Source organism: Arthrobacter sp. UYCu712, assembly GCF_040547005.1.
Classification (GTDB): Bacteria; Actinomycetota; Actinomycetes; order Actinomycetales; family Micrococcaceae; genus Arthrobacter.
Genome location: NZ_JBEPOZ010000009.1, coordinates 44,394 through 64,814 on the forward strand (window position 1 = coordinate 44,394; position 20,421 = coordinate 64,814).

A 20,421-nucleotide genomic window follows, 5' to 3' on the forward strand; every position below is an offset into this window, starting at 1 on the left:
TGACATGACCTCGACCCTTGAAAACGAAACCCTCCCGCAGCGGCAGGAGGCCGCCGACGGCGCCCGGCGCGCCTACGAACTGGACCGAAAGCACGTCTTCCACTCCTGGTCCGCCCAGGACCTCCTGGACCCCATGGTGATCACCGCGGCCGCCGGATCGCACGTCTGGGACGGTGAGGGGAACAAGTATCTGGACTTCTCGTCCCAGCTGGTCAACACCAACATCGGCCACCAGCACCCCGCCGTCGTCTCCGCAATCGCGGCCCAGGCCACCAAGCTGTGCACCATCGCGCCGAGCTACGTCAACGACGCCCGCTCGGAGGCAGCGCGCCTGATTGCCGAACGGACGCCCGGCGAACTGGACAAGATTTTCTTCACCAACGGGGGCGCCGACGCCAATGAGCACGCCGTCCGGATGGCGCGGCTGCACACCGGCCGGCACAAGGTCCTCTCGGCCTACCGCTCGTACCATGGCGGGACGCAGCTCGCCGTCAACCTCACGGGCGACCCGCGCCGCTGGGCCAGCGACAACGGCAGCAGCGGCACGGTCCACTTTTTCCCGCCGTACCTGTACCGCACGGCTTTCCACTCCACGACGCAGGAAGAGGAAAGCCAGCGGGCGCTCGAGCACCTGGAGCAGATGGTCAGCTTCGAGGGCCCGTCCACCATTGCGGCACTGATCCTGGAATCCATTCCCGGGACCGCCGGCATCTACATGCCGCCGCCGGGGTATCTGCAGGGCGTGCGGGAACTATGCACGCGGCACGGCATCGTCCTCATCGCCGACGAGGTGATGGCCGGCTTCGGCAGGACCGGCAAGTGGTTCGCCGTCGAGCACTTCGACGTCGTCCCGGACCTGCTGACCTTCGCCAAGGGCGTGAACTCCGGATACGTCCCGCTCGGGGGCGTGGCCATCAGCCCCGAGATCGCGGCAACATTCGGACAGCGGGTCTACCCGGGCGGACTGACCTACTCCGGCCACCCGCTCGCGACCGCGGCAGCCGTTGCCACGATCAACGCCATGGCGGACGAGAAGATCGTGGAACACGCGGCGTTCCTCGGCGCGGACGTGATCGGTCCGGCCCTCGCCGGCTTCGCCGAAAACCACGTCTCGGTCGGTGAAGTGCGCGGCACGGGCGTGTTCTGGGCCATCGAGCTGGTCAAGGACCGCGCAACGCGCGAACCCCTGGCTCCCTATGGCAGCTCCAGTCCGGAGATGAACCAGCTGGTGGCAGCCTGCAAGTCGCGCGGCCTCCTGCCCTTCGCCAACTTCAACCGCATCCATGTGGTCCCGCCCTGCAACACCAGCGTGGAAGATGCCCGGGCCGGGCTCGGCATCCTGGACGAAGTACTCACCATCGCCGACGGATTCGCGGCCTGAGCAGGCCCGCCCGTCCCACGAAATAGACGGACGCTCCCTCTCTGGTGAGAGGGAGCGTCCTTTTGTCTCGGGAACCGCCGTCATCAGCCTGCGGCAGGAGCGTCAGCCCGCGGCGGTGAGGAACTCCTTCAGCAGCGGACCGGAGGTGGTGGCGCCGAGCCCGCCGTCCTCGACGAACACGGCAACGGCGAGGTCGCCGTGCACCGCCACGATCCATGCATGGGTCTTGGGCGGGTCGTCCTTGCCGAATTCGGCGGTACCGGTCTTGGCGCCGACCGGGGCGCCGGGCACCGCGGCGAGGAAGCCGGCATGGCCTGAGGTCACGACGGCGCGCATCATGTTCCCGAGCGCTCCCGCTTCCGCTGCGGTGACCGGTGCTCCGGAGGACTTCGCGGGCGGCTCGGCCGACACAGTCGGTGTGGTCCCGGCCGCCGTCGGCGACGGCGTGGCTGCCGGGTCCGCACCGCCGGCGTTCGGGTTCAACACCAGCTGCGGGGACACGGGGGCGCCCTTGGCGACCGAGCCGGCCATGACTGCCGCCGACAGCGGGGACAACAGCACCTTGCCCTGGCCGATCATCGAGGCCGCATGTTCGGTGCCCGCGGCCTCGCCGGGGACAGAACCGAGGAACGCGGCGGCGCCCAGGGCGGGAGCTTCGACGGCGACGCCCAGCGACGTGGCGGCACTTTCGAGCTGCGCCTGGCTGACGGCGTCCCGGGCGCTGATGAAGGCCGTGTTGCAGGAGTGCGCGAAGGCGTCCCGGAGGCTCACCGAACCCAGCGAGGACGCCGGGTAGCCTTCGGCGTTCTTAAATGTCCGGCCGTCCACGGTGAGCGTCTCGGGGCAATTGACCATGGATTCCGGGGTCATGTCGTTGCGGATCATGGCCAGCGAGTCCACGATCTTGAAGATCGAGCCAGGGGCGTACTGTCCCAGCATGGCCGTGTCGTATCCGTTGCTGCCGGGACCGGACGCGGCCGCGAGGACGGCGCCGGTGGACGGTCGGAGTGCGACGATCGCCGATGCCGGCCCCACCTTGGCCAGGACATCCTCGGCCAGCTGTTGGAGGTTCACATCCAGGGTGGTCTGCAGGGGCGTTCCCGGTTTCCCCTGGACCTGGAACAGGATCCGGCGCGAGTCGGGGGACGCCGCCTTGAGTTCTTCGGCGGTGAGCCCTGCCTTCTGGGCGCGGATCACGGTCGAATCGGTGCCCCGCAACTGGGCATCGTACTGCTGCTGGAGGCCGCCTGTACCGGTGGTGTCACCAGGTTTCAGCGTTCCATCGGACTTTTCGATCTGCTCCGCGCTGGCAGCGGCCGCCGTGCCCAGCAGGGCACGCGCAAAGGTGCGGGTGGGTGCCAGCGGGAGCGAGTCCGCGACGGCCCGGCCACCGGGAATCGCGGCAATCTGTTCGTCGGTGATGGTGCGGCCGTCCGCGCGCAGGGTGATGGCGGCAACGAACGCTCGGGGTCCGGATGCCTCCACCTGCTGCGCATAGGCGGCCGGGTCGACGCCCACGAGCTCGGCCATCCTGGTGGCCGCCTCCGCTGCGTCTCCCGTGCCCAGCAGGGGCTTGTCGATGCCGACGTTCACCACCGGCCGGTAAGTCACCAGGGGGACGTCGCCGGCGCCCAGGATGGCAGCGCGCTGCGGTGATTCGGCCGCCATGCTGAGCACTTCCCCTTCGGCCAGTTCGGGCACCAGCATCGCAGGGTTCCAGACGGTCAGCCACTTGTCGCCCGACTTCTTGAACTGGGCGTACACGGTGTACTTCCACTCTTCCGGGCCGACGGTCCAGCGGTAGTTCAGCGGCACCGTGGCCGTCCCCGAGTCCAGCGTCAGCTCGCCCGCCTCCACCGAAGGCTTGTCCGGTGCCAGTGCCTTGAACACCTCCTGGAGCTGCTCGTTCGCGGCGCCGGAGTCCTTCCCGTCGAAGGCGACCGAGCCGACGTCGAGCGCCGCAACGGCGGACGCGAGCTGTTTCGCGGCATCCTGCGCGCCGGCGCGGCCGTCGTCGCAGCCCACCAGGGCGGCGCCGAGAATTAGACCAACAAGGACAAGTGAAAGTTTCGAAGAGTTCCCCACCGCGCCATTATGCCCCGAGCCGCCGACATTGCCCGAGTCACACGGGCCCGCGGCCGACACGATGTGCACCGGTCCAGGCCACCGGGACGAAGCGCAGCGGCGCATGACCCGGTTGCCGCTCAGAAGCGCCGGATGATCCTGCGCTGCGCGGCCACGGAAATCGCGGCGGTGCGGTTGTCCACCCCGAGTTTGCCGTAGATGTGCACCAGATGGGTCTTGACCGTTGCCTCGGAAATGAACAGCTGCTTGGCGATGGCCCGGTTGCCCAGACCGGTGGCGAGCAGTTCCAGCAACTGGATCTCGCGGGCGGAGAGGGCGGGTCCGGGATTGCGGATCCGGCCCATCAGCCGGGCGGCCACCTCGGGTGCCAGCGCCGTCTGGCCCGCCGCTGCGGAGAAGACAGCCTGGCGGATCTGTTCCGGCGGCGCGTCCTTGAGCATGTAGCCGCTGGCTCCGGCTTCCACCGCGGCGAGGATATCGGCATCGGAATCGTAGGTGGTGAGGATGAGCACCGGCGGGGCGGGCTCTCCGGCCCCGCCGGCCTTGATTCTGCCGGTCGCGGTGACACCGTCCATGCCGGTGCCCATCTGCAGATCCATGAGCACGACGTCGACCGGCTCGCCGAGGGTATGGAGCCGGGACAGCTCGGCCAGGGCCGCGCCGCCGTCGGCCGCCTCGGCGACGACGGTGATGCCCTCAAATTCGCTCAGCATGGCCCTCAGCCCGGCCCGCACCACCGGGTGGTCATCGACCAGCAGCACGCGGACATCGGTCACGGTTCATTCCTTGCCGGGGAGTCCCCGAGCGGGAGCCGGATGGCCACCACCGTTCCCTCGCCGGGCGCGGACTCGATGTCGAGGCTGCCGGCCAGCGCGGCCACCCGTTCCTGGAGGGACTTCAGCCCGTAGCCCGAGCCGTCGGGGCGTCCGGCGGGGTCTGTGACCGCCGAGGGTTCGAAGCCCGCGCCGTCGTCGTAAATGTCCATCGCGACTTCGCTGCCCAGGAAGGACAGGGTCACGACGGCGGTGCCCGCCCGGGCGTGCACCCACACGTTCGCGAGGCTTGCCTGTGCCGCCCGCAGCAGGGTGGTCCGGTAGGGGTTGGGCAGTTCCACCGGGGCTCCCTCCAGGTCGAAGCGGCAGCGGAGGCGGGCGCCGCGGGCGGCTGCCTCGGTTTCGGTCTTTTCGCAGAGTCGGCGCAGGCTGTTCACCAGGGGGTCCTCGGGCGGGTTCTCCTCAGGGTTCTCAGCTGAGTTCTCCGCTGAGCTCTCGGCCAGGGCGGGGGGCTGCAGGCCGCGGACAAAGTTCCGGGCCTCGGCCAGGTTGGCCGAGGCCGTCTCCTGGACTGTCCGGAGCCGGTCCCTGGCCCGGGCCGTATCCGCGTCGTCAAGGGCCTTTTCCGCGGAGCGGCCCATCAGCACGATGCTGGAGAAGCCCTGGGCAAGCGTGTCGTGGATTTCGCGGGCCAGCCGTGCCCGCTCGGCCAGCGCGCCGGCGTCGTGCTGGCTGCGGGCCAGTTCGGCGCGGGTGCGGCGCAGTTCCTCGGCGGCGAGCCGCTGGTTTTCGGCCTCTAGATAGAGCGCCCGGTAGGCCAGGCCGGTGACCACGGCAAAGGCGGCCCCGAAGGCCGGCCCCAGCACCATCGGAAGCTGCAGGGCGCCGCCATCCGCTCCGGCGTTGTGGAACCACAGCGCCACGATGACCAGCAGGGTGCTCAGGGCGATCGCCGGCAGCGCCAGCCGCAGCGGCAGCACATGCAGCTGCAGGAAGAAGAGCGGGAAGGCCAGCCACACGAAGTCGGCGCTGGCCCAGATCAGCAGCAGCCAGAGCAGGCACACAGCGCCCAGCCACCAGGCTGAATAGGGCCGCGGATCGAACCGGGACGGATCCGCGGAGTGGTGTTTTTCCAGGACGGTACCCAGGACGTAGACGGCGGCGAGAACCGGCGCCAGGCCCAGGGCCGGCCAGTCCACGTCCCCGGACCCGGGCCCTGCTCCGAGCAGCCGCACAACGGCGACGAGCAGCAGCACGGCGAATCCGCTGTGAAGGCACACCCGGAGGACGCGCAGAATCACGGCAGCACCCGTTGTGCCTGCCGCGGCGGTCCCTGCCGGTGTGCCGTGAGCCTTGCCATCCATGCTTTCAGCGTAGTGCCGGGCCAGGCCGGTGCCGGCCGAAATCCCTGCCGCCGCGCCACTATCAACCATTTGGTTGACCCCCGGGTCAACCACGCCGCCCGGCAGGCTCAGCCACGCAGGCGATGCCGGCTCGGCGCCGCGGCGGGAGGCTTGAATCAAGGCCACAACCCGTTGAAAGGGACTCCATGTACCTCGCTCTCCGCGATCTCCGCTTCGCCAAAGGCCGCTTCGCCCTGATGGGCGGAGTCGTCGCGCTCATCACCCTGCTGCTGGTGCTGCTCTCCGGGCTCACCGCCGGGCTCGGCAACCAGTCGACGTCGGCCCTCGCCGCCCTGCCCGCGGACCAGATCGTCTTCGGGGCGCCCGCCGGCGAGAACGCCAAGGCGTCGTTCACCGAGTCAGAGGTCACCCGCGGACAATTGTCGGAGTGGGCCGCCCGGGACGGCATTGCGCACGCCGAACTGCTGGGCATCAGCCAGAGCCGTTTCCAGGCGGTTGGCCCCTCCGGCACTGCCTCCGGGACGGCCAGCGTGGCAGTCTTCGGGACGGAGCCCCCCGAGGGTTCCGCCGGGACAGCCCTGTCGCCCGCCCCGGCTGCCGAGGGAACGGTCGTGATCGGCACCAGCCTCGCCCAGGAGCTTGACCTGCAGGTGGGAAGCCGCGCCGCCGTGGGCGGCACCGAATTGACAGTGTCCGCCGTCGTTCCGGACCAGTGGTACTCCCATACCGGCGTCGTCTGGACCACCCTCGCCGACTGGAGGAAGCTGGCCCACATCACCGGCAACGAGGCCGCCGCGACTGTCATCGCCGTGACCTCCGGCGGCGGACAGGAGCCCGACGTCGACGCCGCCAACCAGGCCGCCGGGACGGTCAGCGCCAGCCGCGACGGTTCCTTCCAGGCCCTAGGCTCCTACAAAAGCGAGAACGGCTCCCTGCTGCTCATGCAGGCCTTCCTGTACGGGATCTCTGCCCTGGTCATCGTGGCCTTCCTGACGGTGTGGACCGTCCAGCGCACCCGGGACGTCGCGGTCCTCAAGGCGCTCGGCGGATCCTCCCGCTACGTCCTCAAGGACGCCATGGTGCAGGCCTCCATCGTGCTGCTCGCCGGGGCCGCGGCCGGCGGTGCGGCCGGTATTGCCGGCGGGTTCCTCGCGGCCAGGGTTGCCCCGTTCCTGCTGACCCCGCAGACCACCCTCCTGCCGGTTGCGGGAATCGTGGTGCTCGGGCTGGCCGGGGCCGCGCTGGCTGTCCGCAGCATCACCAGGGTCGATCCGCTCCTGGCCCTCGGCGGCAACTGACTTCCGGCACCCGAACTAAACATTCCCTGAAAGGCATACATTGTGAACACCGCTCTAAACCTCGTCAACGTCACGCTCGAGTACCCCGACGGCGGCGGCACCCTCAAGGCCCTCGACGACGTGAACCTCAAAGTCGGCTCCGGGGAATTCCTGACCCTTGTGGGCCCCTCCGGATCGGGAAAGTCCTCCCTTCTGGCCGTCGCCGCCACGCTCGTCAGGCCCACGGCGGGCCTCGTGCTGGTCGACGGGATCGACGCCGGCGGACTCTCCGAGAACGGCCGCACAACCCTGCGCCGGGACAAGATCGGCATCATCTTCCAGCAGCCCAACCTGCTGCCTTCCCTGACAGCCCTGGAGCAGCTGGTAATCGGGGAGCACCTGCGTGGCAAGCCGGCGCGGGAGGCTGCCCGCCGCGCCGCCGCACTGCTGGACCTCGTCGGACTGGCCCCGGCGGCCGGCAAACGGCCCCACCAGCTTTCCGGCGGGCAGAGGCAGCGGGTCAATATCGCCCGGGCCCTGATGGGGGACCCGGCCGTGCTGCTGGTGGACGAACCGACGGCAGCCCTGGACCAGGAACGGAGCGAGGCAATCGTGCGGCTGCTGCGCCGGGTCACGGACGAATTTTCGGTGGGGACGGTGATGGTCACCCACGACACCGGCTTCGTCCCGCTGACGGACATGGTCGCCGGCATGCTCGATGGCAGGCTCTCCGCCGCGCAGCCTGTCAGCCCGGCGCTGGCCTCAGGTCAGGCTCCGCAGCCCTAAGTCCCGAGGGGCGGCACGGGCAGGCCGAATATGTCCTTCAAGGCATATCTTGCGGCGTGGAATCCGGGCATGCCGGTGACGCCGGGGCCCGGGGGTGTGGAGGAGGAGCAGAGGTACACACCGCGGAGCGGGGTCCGCCACGGCACGGGGCCGGCGACGGGACGCCGGAGCAGTCCCCGGAGATCCATCAGGCCGGCACCGAAGTCGCCGCCGACGTAGTTTTCGTTGTACTCGGCCAAACCGGCGGCTGTCGTCACCCGGTAGCGGACCACGAGGTCCCGGAATCCGGGGGCAAAGCGCTCCAGCTGGGCCATGACGGCCTCACCCATGTCCACCGTGGAGCCGGCAGGGACGTGGCAGTAGCTCCACAGGATGTGCCCGCCGGCCGGGGCGCGTCCGGCATCGAAGCGGGACGGCTGGGAGACCAGCACGTAGGGCCGCTCGGGATGTCGACCCGCTGCCACGAGGTTTTCCGCCTCGGCCATTTCGGCCCGCGTGCCGCCAACGTGCACGGTGCCGGCGTCCGCGAGCCCGGGAGCGGCCCAAGGCACCGGTCCGGAAAGGATGAAGTCGACCTTGCAGGCACCGTTCCCGAAGCGGAATGCCTCGAGCGCGCTCCGGTACTTGCCGGGGAGTCGCCCCTCCGCCAGCCGGAGCAGGCCGGCCGGGGCGATGTCCAGCAGTGTGGCACGGACGGGCGGGAGGTCCGCCAGGGAGCCGATCCGGGCCTCCGTTTCCACCACTCCGCCGTGGGCCTCGAGGTCGGCCACCATGGCGTCGGCGATGGCCGCGGATCCGCCGATCGGTACCGGCCAGCCGTCGGCATGCGCCAGCGCCCCCAGCATGAGCCCGGCGCCCGCCGCGGCAAGCGCGGGCAGCGGCGAGACGGCATGGGCCGCAACACCGGTCAGCAGTGCGGGCGCGAGGTCTTCGCGGAACCTTGCCCCCCACAGCGGGGAACCCTGTTCCAGGGTGCGGAGTCCGAACAGCCCGGCCGCGACGGGGTCGCGCGGCACCCGCAGCAACTGGTTCAGGGTGAGGTCCGCGATGCCCTCCACACGGTCCACGAGTGGGGCCATGAGCCTGCGGAAGGCGTCGCCGTCCCGTCCCAGCCCGGCCGCGGTCCGGTCAAGCGAGCGGTAGGCCAGGGCCGCGCGGCCGCCGTCGAGCGGGGTTCCGTACGAAATCTCCGGTACCTCCAGACGGACCCGCCGGGCCAGCCCGAACTGCCGGAAGAAGGGGGAGGCCAGCACCATCGGGTGCACCGCGGAACAGACGTCGTGAAAGTGTCCCGGTTCCATCAGTTCCGCCGTGCGCAGGCCGCCGCCCGCGCTAACGGCCGCCTCGTAGACGTGCACCTTGAGTCCGGCCCGGGCCAGGGTGACGGCAGCGGCGAGTCCGTTGGGGCCCGAGCCGACGACGGCGACGTCAGGCATCCGCTGCGGCTTTCCGCCAGGGCAGCACGGATGCCAAGGGCCGGAGCGGGTCGAGCCGCAGCCAGTCCGGAGCATGGTCGAAGGGCCCGCCGTGCGGGTCGTCCATGTCGTGGCGCCGGATGATGTCATAGCCGGGGTCCAAGATGTCCCAGGCCACCCGTGCCATCAGGTACGCGGTAGCGAGCATATGGAACACCACGGCCAGGACGTAGTACGGCATGTCGATGTTGTGCTGGGACACTCCGCCGCTCGTCACCTGCCCAAGATACATCCAGATGGCGGCCCAGTGCAGGCCCTCGATTGTCTGCCAGATCAGGAAGTCCCGCCACCGCGGGCGGGCGAGGGCCAGCAGCGGAATGAGCCACAGGACGAACTGCGGGGAGTACACCTTGTTGGTCAGGATGAATGCCGCCACGATGAGGAATGCCAGCTGCGCCAGGCGGGGCCGCCGGGGTGCGGCCATGGCCAGTATGCCGATCAGGACGCAGGCCAGGACAAAGAGGTTCAGGGCCAAAGTGTTGATGGCTTCGGCCTCCAGCGGAAGCCAGCCCAGCCTGCCGGCCACGAGGTTGTAGGCAAACCAGGGCGAGCTGTAGCCGGCCGGCCGCTCCTGGGTGAACTGGTAGAAGTACTTCCAGCCTTCCGGGTTGAGGGCCGCGACCGGCAGGTTGACGGCCAGCCACGCTGCCGCGGCGGACACGGCGGTGACCAACAGGGCACGGAAGCGTCCCGTGCGGAGGGCAAGCAGCAGGATGGCGCCGAGGATCAGCATGGGGTAGAGCTTGGTTGCGGTGCCCAGGCCGATGAAGATTCCCGCGAGCACCAGCTTGTTGCGGGAGAAGAAGTACATGCCGAGGGCCAGCAGCGCAACGGCCCACATGTCCCAGTTGATGGTGCCCGCCAGGATGATGCCCGGGGCGACTGCCACCATGGCCGCGTCCCAGGGCCGGCGCCGGGTCATCCGGGCCGTGGCCAGCACCGTGACCATCCAGGCGACCACGATCAGGGCGGCGTTGACATCGAAGTAGGCCAGGACGCGGTCGCTGGTGATGCCCTCGCCGGGGACCAGGAGCGCCGTCGCGCCGGCGACGAGTCCCATCAGCACGGGGTATTCGAAGAACGTTTCCTTGGTCAGGAACGGGAAGGCGCCGTTGCCGAGGCCGCGGTTCCTGAAGAGTTCGGGGAAATCCGAGTAGCAGGTGGAGTAGAACTGCCCCGGCGTTTCCCAGCCGTTGCCCCGGCAGTAGGACTTGAGGAGGATCCCCAGCAGGGCTGCCAGCACGGTGAGCATGATCAGGACGCGTTCCACGGTGAAGAATCCCGGCGGGACCACTCCCGGGGCCGCCCGGTGGCCCATGGGACCGCCGATGAGCTCCGTGAAGTTTCTCAGCAACAGGTCGCTGCGACTCGGGATCACCAGTCGGACCCGCTTGCGGTGTTCCGGCGGCTTTGTCTCCTGCATGCCTCCGAGCTTACCGGGGCCGCACCCTGATCACGCCGAGCCTCCTTGCCACGGTGTACCGGGGGTCCACGCGGCCCATCGCCGTCACTCCTGCGGCTAAAAGTCTTGCGGCTAAATGGGGGGAGCCCACGCGTCGCCGCGTGGGCTCCCTGGGGATCAGTTCCGATGTCACACATCAGGTCCTCCGTCGACTGGCCTGGTCCTTCGTGATCGTGGTCCGGCGTCCCTGGCGGGCGGCGGACCGGAAGTACCTGGTGTCAGCGGAGGTTGCCCATCCGGTGCAAAGCGACGAATACGTCCTCGCGCTTCTGGTCAAGGAGTGGGCCGTTGAACAGCGTCGTCTGCCGCGGGGCCGGCTTCCGGCTGAAGGACAGGAGTCCCTGGAGCTTCTGCATCATGGTGGTCACCTCCCGTCGGTGCCTGATGCTGCGCTGGTTGGTGGTCTGGGGTTTCGCGCCGTGGGGACGGGCTGGGGTGGTGCCGGCAATAGTCACGGTGGACCTTTCGTGGATTTTGTGGAAATGGAAAGGGAATTGGGCACGCCAATTAAGGCCTCTGTAAATTGAGGAAGAAAAGGCCTCATTGGGCATGGAAATGCCCGAAGCAATTCAGTGGATTCGCAAAAGCGAAGAAAGGCCCCTTGACGCGAGAGCGCCGCAGCCCCAACAAGAAGCTGGGTTCCGAACTATGGGGAGGCTGCGCAACCGCGTGGTTCCGCCTGCTCGGCCAGCTGTCAGCGACCTCCGTGGAACGGAGGTCCGGTATCGTCTCGGCTCCGGGCCCTAGGTCAAAGACACTAGGCCGGGGGCGGAGGGGTCAGGAGACAGTCAGGCCGAAATTTGGGCGCGGATCAGCGACAGAGGCCGGGGTGGCGGTGCCAATAGACATCCATCCGCTAGTCAAAGTATTCATTTTCCCAACCTCCTTTTCTGTCCTGCCGTGGCTCCGGCTGACTGGCCGGGCGACGCGCGCCGTGACCGAAGGCAAATCGCCCTGGGGTCAAAATAAAAATACACTATGAATGCAGCAGTTGACTACCGAATTCATAAACTTTCCTGAACTTCTTTTCTAAACCGTGTTTATAGGCCCCAGCGGACGACGGCGGGAGTCTTCTTGTCCCAGCCCAGGGTGCAGACTTTCGCCGTCCCCAGCACGAAATGCCGCCCTTCGTGGGCATCCAGTCCCAGCCATCGGGCCGTCAGGATCCGGGAGAAGTGGCCGTGGGCCACAATCAGCACGTTGTCCAGGCCGGATTCGAGCACGCGGGCCACAATCTTGTCCGCGCGGGCAGCGACGTCGTCAAGCGATTCACCGTTCGGCACGCCGTCCGTCCAGATCAGGTACGCCGGGTTGTCCTTGCGGATGAGATCCGAACTGATGCCCTCGTAATCGCCGTAATCCCACTCCACCGCCAGCGGTTCCTGTTCGGCGTTCGGGAAGCCGGCCAGCTCCGCCGTCCGGCGTGCCCGGCGCAGGGGGGAGGTCAGCACCAGGTCGAAGTCGACGGGGTCCAGCACCTTACGCGCCTCGACCGCCTGCTGTTCGCCTTCCACCGTGAGGGGAAGGTCGGTGAGGCCGGTGTATTGCCCGCTCTTGGACCACTCGGTTTCACCGTGCCTCAGGATCCACAACTGCGGGCGCGGGCCGTTCGACGGTGCAATCACTTAGGACTCCTCAGTAGTGGACGGTTCGACGCCGGGACCGGTGCCGGCATCGCCTTGGGTGGACTCCGGCTGCCCGGCCCACCACTCGCGGAGTTTGGCCTCGGCCACGCCTGGGTCCAGGGGGCCGTGGTCCATCCGTTCCTCGAGCAGGAACTTGTACGCCCGGCCCACTACGGGGCCGGGTTTGAGTCCCAGCAGCGCCATGATCTGACCGCCGTCCAGATCGGGACGGACGGCCTCGAGGGATTCCTGCTCCCGCAGCGCCGCGATCCGGGCTTCCAGGTCGTCGTAGGCGAAGGACAGCCGCTCCGCCTTGCGCTGGTTGCGGGTGGTCACGTCGGAGCGGGTGAGCCGGTGCAGCCGCTCCAGCAGGGGTCCCGCGTCGGTGACGTAACGGCGGACGGCAGAGTCGCTCCAGCCGGCCTCCCCGTAGCCGTAGAACCGCATGTGCAGCTCGACAAGGCGGGCCACCGCCTTGGTCGTGTCGTTGTCGAAGCGGAGCGCCTTCATGCGTTTTGACGTCAGCTTCGAGCCCACCATGTCGTGGTGCCGGAAGCTCACCGCGCCGCCGGGTTCGAAGCGTCGCGTCGCCGGCTTGCCGACGTCGTGCATCAGGGCCGCAAACCGCAGCACAAAATCCGGGCCGGGTACGGCGCCGCCGGCGTCCGTTTCCTGCGCCGCGGCCTGCTCCAGGACCTGCAGCGAATGCTGGTAGACATCCTTGTGGCGGTGGTGCTCATCGGATTCCAGCCGGAGGGCGGAGACCTCCGGCAGTACAAATTCGGCCAGCCCGGTGTCCACGAGCAGATCCACGCCGGCCCGGGGATGTGCGCCGCAGATGAGCTTGACCAGCTCCTCCCGTACCCGTTCGGCGGAGATCATGGTGATCCGTTCGGCCATCCGGGTCATGGCGGCGCGGACGTCCTCGTGGACCGCCACGCCCAGCTGGGCTGCGAAGCGGGCGGCCCGCATCATCCGGAGCGGGTCATCGGAGAAGGACGTCTCCGGGGTTCCCGGGGTGGCAAGGACGGAGGCATGCAGGTCGCGGACGCCGCCAAACGGGTCCACCAGCTCCAGGTCCGGCAGGCGGAGGGCCATGGCGTTGATGGTGAAGTCCCGGCGCAGCAGATCATCGGTCAAGGAATTTCCGAAGGCCACCACCGGCTTGCGGGAGTCGGGATCGTAGGCTTCGGCGCGGTAGGTGGTGATTTCGATCTGGTGACCGGCCTTGCGCATCCCGATGGTGCCGAAGGCCCGGCCGATCTCCCAGTAGTTATCTGCCCACTTCTTGATCAGTGCGACCGTCTGGTCCGGGGTGGCGTCCGTGGTGAAGTCCAGATCGGGGGATACCCGGCCCAGGAAGAGGTCACGCACGGGTCCGCCCACCAGGGAGAGCTCGTGGCCGGCGTCGACGAACCGCTGCCCGAGTTCCAGGACCACCGGGTCCACCTGGAAATCGACAGTGTGCGGGTCGGTCTTGTGATGTGCGTGCGCCATAGTTTCTTAAGCATAGTTTCTCGGACCCTTCAGAAAACCGCGCCCCCGGCACAATGACCCGTCCCGAAGTCCCGCGCGGGGGCGCGACCACCCGGGCAGCGGCGGCAATCCACTTTCCCGGCCGTCCACTTTCCTGTCATGTTGAGGTCATCAACAGCGGGGAAGAGTCGTTAGAGTGGACTTCATGGCCCATCCCGTACCCAGCGCTCCCGGCAGGAGGACAAACCCACCGTTGCCATCGGCAATCGGTGCCAATGTGGCGCCCGTCCAGCACTCGGGACAGGCCTCGCTGCCGACCGTGGAGGAGATCTCCGCCGGTGGCGTCGTTGTGGACACGTCCGACGCCGAACTGAGGGTTGCGATCATCGCTCGCCTCAACCGCGGCGGCCGGCTGGAATGGTGCCTGCCCAAGGGCCACCCGGAAGGCCAGGAAAGCAACGAGGAAGCCGCCGTGCGGGAAATCGCGGAGGAGACCGGGATCGAAGGCAAGATCCTCGCCCCGCTGGGAAGCATCGATTACTGGTTTACCGTCAGCGGGCACCGCGTCCACAAGACCGTCCACCACTACCTCCTGCAGGCCACGGGCGGGGAACTCACCATCGAGAACGATCCCGACAAGGAAGCCGTGGACGTGGCCTGGATTCCCATCCACGAACTGGCACGCAAGCTCTCCTTTCCGAATGAGCGCCGCATCGCGGATCTTGCCAAGGAAGTCCTCCCGGAACAGCGCTGAGGGCGCCGAGGCGGCCGGGACCGGCCCCTGAAAGCGCGTAAAGCCGCGGCCGGGTGAGACGATGAAGACGATGTCATCTGCCAAATCCACTCCCTCGCCCTCCGGACCCGCCAATTCCCCGGCTGACCATGCCGGAGAAGCCCGTTCCAGCGCCATCATGGCCGCGGGAACCCTCGTCTCGCGTTTCCTGGGCTTCGGCAAGACCTGGATGCTGGCGGCCGCCCTCGGCCTCGGCTCCACAGTCAATGACACCTTCATCAACGCGAACAATCTGCCAAACCTGATCTTCCTGCTCGTGGCAGGCGGCGTCTTCAACGCCGTCCTGGTTCCCCAGATCATCAAGGCCAGCAAGGCCCCCGACCGCGGAGCGGACTATGTCAGCAGGCTGCTGACGCTGGCCGTCCTGGTGCTCCTCACCCTCACGCTGCTGGTCACCCTGCTGGCCCCCTGGGTCATCGAATTGACCACCCAGGGCTATTCGCCGCAGCAAAAGGCCCTCGCGGTTTCCTTCGCGTTCTGGTGCCTTCCGCAGATCTTCTTCTATGGCCTGTATGCCCTGCTCACCCAGGTGCTCAATGCCAACGGGGCGTTCGGACCCGCGATGTGGGCGCCGATCCTGAACAACATCGTGGCGATTGCCGGGCTTGGCATGTTCATCGGGATCATGGGCACCAACGCTGCCAACCCCCACACAATCGACAACTGGGGCTCCTCCCAGACGTTCCTCGTGGCCGGCTTCTCCACGATCGGTGTGGTGGCCCAGACCGCCATCCTGCTGGTCCCGGTCTTCAGGCTCCGGCTGGGCCTGCGTCCGCGCTTCGGCTGGCGCGGGGTGGGGCTGGGCCAGGCCGCCAGGCTGAGCGTCTGGACCCTGGCCACGGCCGCCGTCGGCCAGCTGGCCTTCCTCTACGTCATGCGCATCGCCACCATCCCCGGCGCGGAACGCCTCCGCCTGGAACAGGCAGGGGACCCTGCCGCCAACACCCTGCCGGGCAACGCCGTGCTAGAGGTCGCCAGCCAGCTGTACCTGCTGCCGCACTCGATCATCGCCCTTTCACTCGCCACGGTGCTGTTCAACCGGATGACCCGGGCGTCCCAGGACGGCGACCGGGCCGCGCTGCGCAACGCGCTCTCCCACGGGCTGCGGACCATGGCGGTGGCCACCGTCTTCGGCGCGCTGGCGCTGTTTGCGCTGGCCGGACCGCTGGGCATGTTCTTCTCCGGCGGGGACCGCCAGGACGGCGTCATGCTGGCCCAGACGCTGACGATCCTTGCGCTCAGCACGCCGTTCATGAGCGCCAACTTCATGATGTCCCGGGTATTCTACGCCAATGAGGATGCGCGGACGCCGTTCCTGATCCAGCTGGTGCTGGCCCTGGTCAATGTGGTGGCTGCCTTCCTGATCCAGTACCTGCCGTTCGACCAGATCATCTTCGCCATCGCGCTCCTCTATACCGGCGGCAACATCCTTTCCGTGGTGGTCAGCGCGCTCTTCCTGCGCCGGCTCCTGGGCCATTTGGATGGTCCGCGGATCGCCAACTCGTACATCAGGATGGGCTATGCGGCGCTGGGATCCGCCCTCGCGGGTGCCCTGGCCCTGTGGCTGCTGGGCAGTTACCACCGGGACGGCTTCGCGTGGAGCAGCACCATTGCGGCCCTGGTGACGATCGTCGTCGTTGGGCCCGTCATGCTGGCGGTGTACTTCTTCCTGCTCAAGCTCTTCCGAGTGACCGAACTGCGGGACCTGCTGGAACCGTTGCTGGGTCGCCTCCGCCGCGGCAAGGCTGCAGGCGCCGGCGAAGACGACGGCGACGCTGTGCCGGCCGAGGATGCCGGGACGCCGCGGCCCAGGCCGGAACGCGCCACCATATCGGTGGATACGGGCCTGATTCCCAGGATTTCGGGGGAGTTCGATGCGACGTCCTTCCGTGCCGGTCCCGACATCCGGGACCGCGACGAACGCTCCGGCTGGCCCGCCGGGCCGGAAGGCGGCTACCTGCCGGCCGAGGACCAGCCCAGTTCAGCCGAGGGCGGCCTGGGGAAGGGCGACGTTCCGTTGCCGGGCCGCCGGACCTACCAGGGCCCGGCCGGGCACAATCCGTATTTCCCATTCGGCCGTAAGAAGAAAAAATAACCCGGGACAGTGTCACCGGGCCGTGCTTCCGCGGCGCGGACACGGGATCGGATAGGATCGAAGACTAAGTAGGGGAGTTGCAGACCAGGGGTCATCCGGCTTTTATCGGAGGACTTGCGGTCACTGATGCAGTGGTCAGGCCGGCAGTTCCCGGACAGTCTAGGAGGAACCCGTGTCCCACCCGATCGATGTCGGATCAGTACTAGGTGGCCGCTATAAGGTCACTGCCACCGTACTGACTTCGCATGACCAGGATCTGGTGCTGGACGGTGTCGACCAGGTTCTGAACCGTGCCGTGAGCATCCTCGTAGCCGGCCCGGACAACGCCGACCAGGTGGCCCGGAGTGCCCGCGAGGTGGCCACAGGCGAGCGTCCCGGCCACGTGCAGATCCTCGATCTGGGCGTCAGCGATCTGACGACGTACCTCATCACCAATCACACGTCGGCGGCCGACCTTCTGGATCTTGTTGTCTCCTCAAACCCGCCCTACGTCGAGCCGTTCTTCACGGACACTCTGGGCAGCGAGATCTTCGGGCAGGCCCGCTCCAAGGAACCCGAGACTTACGACGGACTCTACGACGACGAGGAAGTCGACGCCGGGTACATCGACTACGGGCAGAAAGCTGCCCAGCAGGCTACCCCGCCGGCGCGGCCCGCCCAGGCGCCGTCACGCCCGTCGTCGTCCCCGGCCGCCGGTGCTGCGGCCGCTGGCGCAGCCGGTATGGCTGCGGGCGCCGCCGCCGCTCCGGAGTCCCCGAAGACCGCGCCCCAGCAGGCAACCCCGCATGTGACTGCGCCCCAACCCGTCCAGGGCGGCGCCGGCCAGCCGGCTGACGCCACTCCGGCCGCAGCCGCCGGCAAGCCCAAAGTTTCCCTGTGGTCCGACGACGACTACGGCCAGACCGGTGCGACGGAGCAAGACCACACCTCCCAGCAGGGCGACGCGGAGGTCCCCGCGAATGCCGCCGGCGCCGGCCAGTTGCCGCCGGAGCGGGACCGCAGCCCGCGCACTTTCCCGGCCGCGGCCCGGAACACCGAAGAGGATGAGGACTACTACGAAGAGGACGAGGGGCCGCGCCGTGAACCCCGGTCCATGCGCTGGCTCGTTGGGGGCCTCCTGGCCGCCGCCCTGGTAGTAGGACTGATTTTTGCCGTGACCAACCTGGGCAGCCTCTTCAAGAGCAGCCCGCCGCCCGCCGCAGGCGGCGGCACCTCGCCGACTAGCACCCCGGCCACCGGCTCCGGAAAGCCGTCCTCGAGCGCAAGTACTGCAGCCGCGGCCGGTCCGCCGGCGATCGAAGGCGTCACGCGGATTGGCAACTTCGACTTCGCCGGAACATATGACGTCGACCTCGGCAAGACCTTTGACGGAAACGGCGCCAGCTACTGGTCTGACATGGAATTCGCCACGGACAACTGGGGAGGACTCGCCAGTGAGGTCCCGCTGGTGGTCAAGCTGAAAGACAACTCCGAGGTTTCCTCCGTGACATTAAGCCAGCTGGGAGCATCCGGTGGAAACATCAGTGTCTTCACCAACGACAGCCCTTCCCTGGACGGAGCCAAGCAGGTGGGTAGCAACAGCTTCACGTCCCCGGACCTGACCATTTCCTTGCAGGAACCTGTCACGGCAGAGTACGTAATCGTGTCCATCAAGACCCTTCCCAAGCTTGCGGCGCCCAAGACCCGTTACGGATTCGGCCTGCGCCTGGCGGAGATCAAGGTCAACTAGCACCGTCCCGTCATCCGGCCCCGGAACCAGCCGGTCTCCAGAGCCGGACGGTACCCTGAATGGTGGCGTCCTGTTGTGGATGCCCGGATTCATCATCGGAATATTCGGCACGTAGTAGTAGTTGTGCCATGTGGCCGGCCACCCAGGCGGGCGCATCGACAAAGGAAGAGGTTCACCGTTTAGTGAGCAACGCAGAAAACACCGCGTCCGATGTACGTGATGTCATCATCGTAGGCTCCGGCCCCGCGGGCTACACCGCCGCGGTGTACACGGCGCGCGCTAACCTGAAGCCGCTGCTCCTTGCCGGATCCGTTACCGCCGGCGGCGAGTTGATGAACACCACCGACGTCGAGAACTACCCCGGATTCCCTGAGGGCATCATGGGACCGGACCTGATGGAAAACTTCGAGAAACAGGCTGCCCGATTCGGCACTGAAATCCAGTTTGAGGACGTCACCGAACTGGACCTCGACGGCGACATCAAGACCGTGACCATCGGAACGGGGGAGACGTTCCGGGCCCGGAGCATCATCCTGTCCATGGGCTCGGCCTACCGCGAGCTCGGATTGACGAACGAAAAGCGGCTCTCGGGCCACGGCGTAAGCTGGTGCGCAACCTGCGACGGTTTCTTCTTCAAGGACCAGGACATCGCAGTTGTCGGCGGCGGAGACTCTGCCATGGAAGAAGCCCTCTTCCTCACCAAGTTCGCGAAGTCCGTCACCGTCGTGCACCGCCGCGACACCCTGCGGGCTTCCAAGATCATGGCCGACCGTGCGCTGGCACACGAGAAGATCAAGTTCGTCTGGAACGCCGGCGTCGAAGACGTGTTGGGCCAAGACAAAGTCACCGGTCTGCGGTTGAAAGACCTCGTTGACGGAACTGAGACAGAGCTGGCCGTGACCGGCGTTTTCGTGGCGATCGGCAACGACCCCCGCACGGATCTGGTCAAGGAAATGCTGGATCTGACCGCCGAGGGGACCATCGCCGTCGAAGGCCGTACCTCGAAGACCAGCCTCAAGGGTGTCTTCGCCGCTGGCGATGTCATTGACCCCACCTACCGCCAGGCCATCACGGCCTCGGGGTCGGGCTGTGTGGCCGCCCTCGACGTCGAGCACTACCTCGCCGACTTCCACGCCTAAACGGCGCGCAGCAACCAACCGAAGAGAGAGACAGGGTTATGAGCAACGCAAAAGATGTAACTGACGCAAGCTTCAGCACTGATGTATTGGCTGCCGACAAGCCCGTCATCGTGGACTTCTGGGCCGAGTGGTGCGGGCCCTGCCGCAAGCTGGGACCTATTCTCGATGAGATCTCCGTTGAGTACAGCGACAAGGTAAACGTCGTGAAGGTCAATGTGGACGACAACCCGGCCATCGCTGCCGAGTATGGCATCACGTCCATCCCCGCCGTCTACCTGTTCCTCGGTGGCGAGGTAAAGAGCACCGTGATCGGCGCCAGGCCCAAGCAGTTCTTCGAGAAGGAATTCGCGGACGTTCTGTCCTAGCATCATCGCTGCCGGATATCACGGCGCACGTCGGAGGCCCCACTTCCTGGAAGTGGGGCCTCTTCTCGTTGTGGGCCGAGTACGGCGCCGGCTGCGGGGCAGGGGAGGCCTCCCCCCGGAACCTGGTGTCACCGGAGACGCAAATTCAAAGTTGGCCTGTCAAGGCAACAGTTCGCGGTTGGATTCTTTGGCGACCTTTCCCTGCCAAGCCTGCATTTGCGTCCACTATTTGCCCTTTGCTGGGGTAGGCGGTCACCGCATGCTGCCGGGAGTGACTCCAGCAGGCGGCCGTGTTTCACGTGAAACACGGCAACCGTGCGAGTATCCACGTGGTCGCCACCAGATGCAAGTATCCCCCCGCCCATGGAATGAGGGTGAGGGGGCTGCGGCGTTTCACGTGAAACCTCGTTAGTCAGGTGGTCGTGGAGCCGGTTCAGAACGCAAACCGCAAAAGCCGCGTGAAGAGGCTTGAACCGATCAGAATGTTCCACGTGAAACGTCACCGGTAAGACGCGCACCCAGCATTCCTGTCAAAGCACCCACGAATCTCAACGACAAACGGTTCGGCCTAGTGATTTCGATGTTGCACGTGGGAT

General features: G+C 67.3%; 16 protein-coding genes. 8 read left to right on the forward strand and 8 right to left on the reverse strand.

From position 1 onward, the window contains the following. Positions 1-4 precede the first annotated feature (4 nt). Positions 5-1,381 carry an aspartate aminotransferase family protein gene (locus ABIB51_RS10910; RefSeq protein ID WP_354187959.1) on the forward strand — a complete coding sequence of 459 codons (1,377 nt, stop codon included), beginning with the start codon at positions 5-7 and terminating at the stop codon, positions 1,379-1,381. A 102-nt stretch (positions 1,382-1,483) separates the two neighbouring features. Here the strand turns inward: ABIB51_RS10910 and ABIB51_RS10915 are convergent, their stop codons facing one another. From ABIB51_RS10915 to ABIB51_RS10925, 3 genes are all read right to left on the reverse strand, one after another. Further along, positions 1,484-3,466: a penicillin-binding transpeptidase domain-containing protein gene (locus ABIB51_RS10915; RefSeq protein ID WP_354187960.1), complete on the reverse strand. Its 1,983-nt coding sequence runs from the start codon at positions 3,464-3,466 to the stop codon at positions 1,484-1,486. 119 nt (positions 3,467-3,585) lie between these two features. Then, entirely contained in the window at positions 3,586-4,242 is a 657-nt protein-coding gene (locus tag ABIB51_RS10920; RefSeq protein WP_354187961.1) for a response regulator, read from the reverse strand. Next, positions 4,239-5,603 carry a sensor histidine kinase gene (locus ABIB51_RS10925; RefSeq protein ID WP_354188058.1) on the reverse strand — a complete coding sequence of 455 codons (1,365 nt, stop codon included), beginning with the start codon at positions 5,601-5,603 and terminating at the stop codon, positions 4,239-4,241. Before ABIB51_RS10925 ends, ABIB51_RS10920 begins: the two co-directional genes overlap by 4 nt. A 185-nt stretch (positions 5,604-5,788) precedes the next feature. Here ABIB51_RS10925 and ABIB51_RS10930 point away from each other — a divergent pair, with 185 nt between their 5' ends. Together ABIB51_RS10930 and ABIB51_RS10935 are read left to right on the forward strand one after the other, a co-directional pair. Then, positions 5,789-6,901, forward strand: coding sequence for an ABC transporter permease (locus tag ABIB51_RS10930; RefSeq protein ID WP_354187962.1), 1,113 nt, complete (start codon positions 5,789-5,791; stop codon positions 6,899-6,901). A gap of 42 nt (positions 6,902-6,943) precedes the next feature. Continuing rightward, positions 6,944-7,666 carry an ABC transporter ATP-binding protein gene (locus tag ABIB51_RS10935; RefSeq protein ID WP_354187963.1) on the forward strand — a complete coding sequence of 241 codons (723 nt, stop codon included), beginning with the start codon at positions 6,944-6,946 and terminating at the stop codon, positions 7,664-7,666. On the opposite strand, the gene ABIB51_RS10940 is transcribed toward ABIB51_RS10935, so the two are convergent. The 5 genes from ABIB51_RS10940 to ABIB51_RS10960 form a co-directional block, all read right to left on the reverse strand. Beyond that, positions 7,663-9,102, reverse strand: a complete 1,440-nt coding sequence (locus tag ABIB51_RS10940) for a phytoene desaturase family protein (RefSeq protein WP_354187964.1) — start codon at positions 9,100-9,102, stop codon at positions 7,663-7,665. The genes ABIB51_RS10935 and ABIB51_RS10940 overlap by 4 nt on opposite strands. Next, the gene (locus ABIB51_RS10945; RefSeq protein ID WP_354187965.1) at positions 9,095-10,564 is read right to left on the reverse strand and encodes a glycosyltransferase family 87 protein; all 1,470 of its coding nucleotides are present in this window, start codon (positions 10,562-10,564) and stop codon (positions 9,095-9,097) included. Before ABIB51_RS10945 ends, ABIB51_RS10940 begins: the two co-directional genes overlap by 8 nt. A 257-nt stretch (positions 10,565-10,821) precedes the next feature. Next, on the reverse strand, positions 10,822-11,058 hold the full coding sequence (locus tag ABIB51_RS10950; RefSeq protein ID WP_354187966.1) for a hypothetical protein: 237 nt from the start codon (positions 11,056-11,058) through the stop codon (positions 10,822-10,824). Positions 11,059-11,643: 585 nt separating this feature from the next. Continuing rightward, a complete protein-coding gene (locus ABIB51_RS10955) occupies positions 11,644-12,228 on the reverse strand; it encodes a histidine phosphatase family protein (protein ID WP_354187967.1) in 585 nt (194 codons plus the stop codon). Then, positions 12,229-13,725 (reverse strand): CCA tRNA nucleotidyltransferase, encoded by a 1,497-nt coding sequence (locus ABIB51_RS10960; RefSeq protein WP_354187968.1) that lies wholly within the window; start codon positions 13,723-13,725, stop codon positions 12,229-12,231. 184 nt (positions 13,726-13,909) lie between these two features. Here ABIB51_RS10960 and ABIB51_RS10965 point away from each other — a divergent pair, with 184 nt between their 5' ends. From ABIB51_RS10965 to trxA, 5 genes are all read left to right on the forward strand, one after another. Continuing rightward, positions 13,910-14,458 carry an NUDIX hydrolase gene (locus ABIB51_RS10965; RefSeq protein ID WP_502916115.1) on the forward strand — a complete coding sequence of 183 codons (549 nt, stop codon included), beginning with the start codon at positions 13,910-13,912 and terminating at the stop codon, positions 14,456-14,458. Between the two features lie 70 nt (positions 14,459-14,528). Beyond that, positions 14,529-16,592, forward strand: coding sequence for a murein biosynthesis integral membrane protein MurJ (gene murJ, locus ABIB51_RS10970; RefSeq protein ID WP_354187969.1), 2,064 nt, complete (start codon positions 14,529-14,531; stop codon positions 16,590-16,592). A gap of 172 nt (positions 16,593-16,764) precedes the next feature. Then, positions 16,765-18,321, forward strand: coding sequence for a protein kinase family protein (locus ABIB51_RS10975; protein WP_354187970.1), 1,557 nt, complete (start codon positions 16,765-16,767; stop codon positions 18,319-18,321). Between the two features lie 182 nt (positions 18,322-18,503). After that, on the forward strand, positions 18,504-19,460 hold the full coding sequence (gene trxB / locus ABIB51_RS10980) for a thioredoxin-disulfide reductase (protein WP_354187971.1): 957 nt from the start codon (positions 18,504-18,506) through the stop codon (positions 19,458-19,460). Positions 19,461-19,498: 38 nt separating this feature from the next. Further along, positions 19,499-19,825, forward strand: a complete 327-nt coding sequence (gene trxA, locus ABIB51_RS10985; RefSeq protein WP_354187972.1) for a thioredoxin — start codon at positions 19,499-19,501, stop codon at positions 19,823-19,825. Positions 19,826-20,421 lie beyond the last annotated feature (596 nt).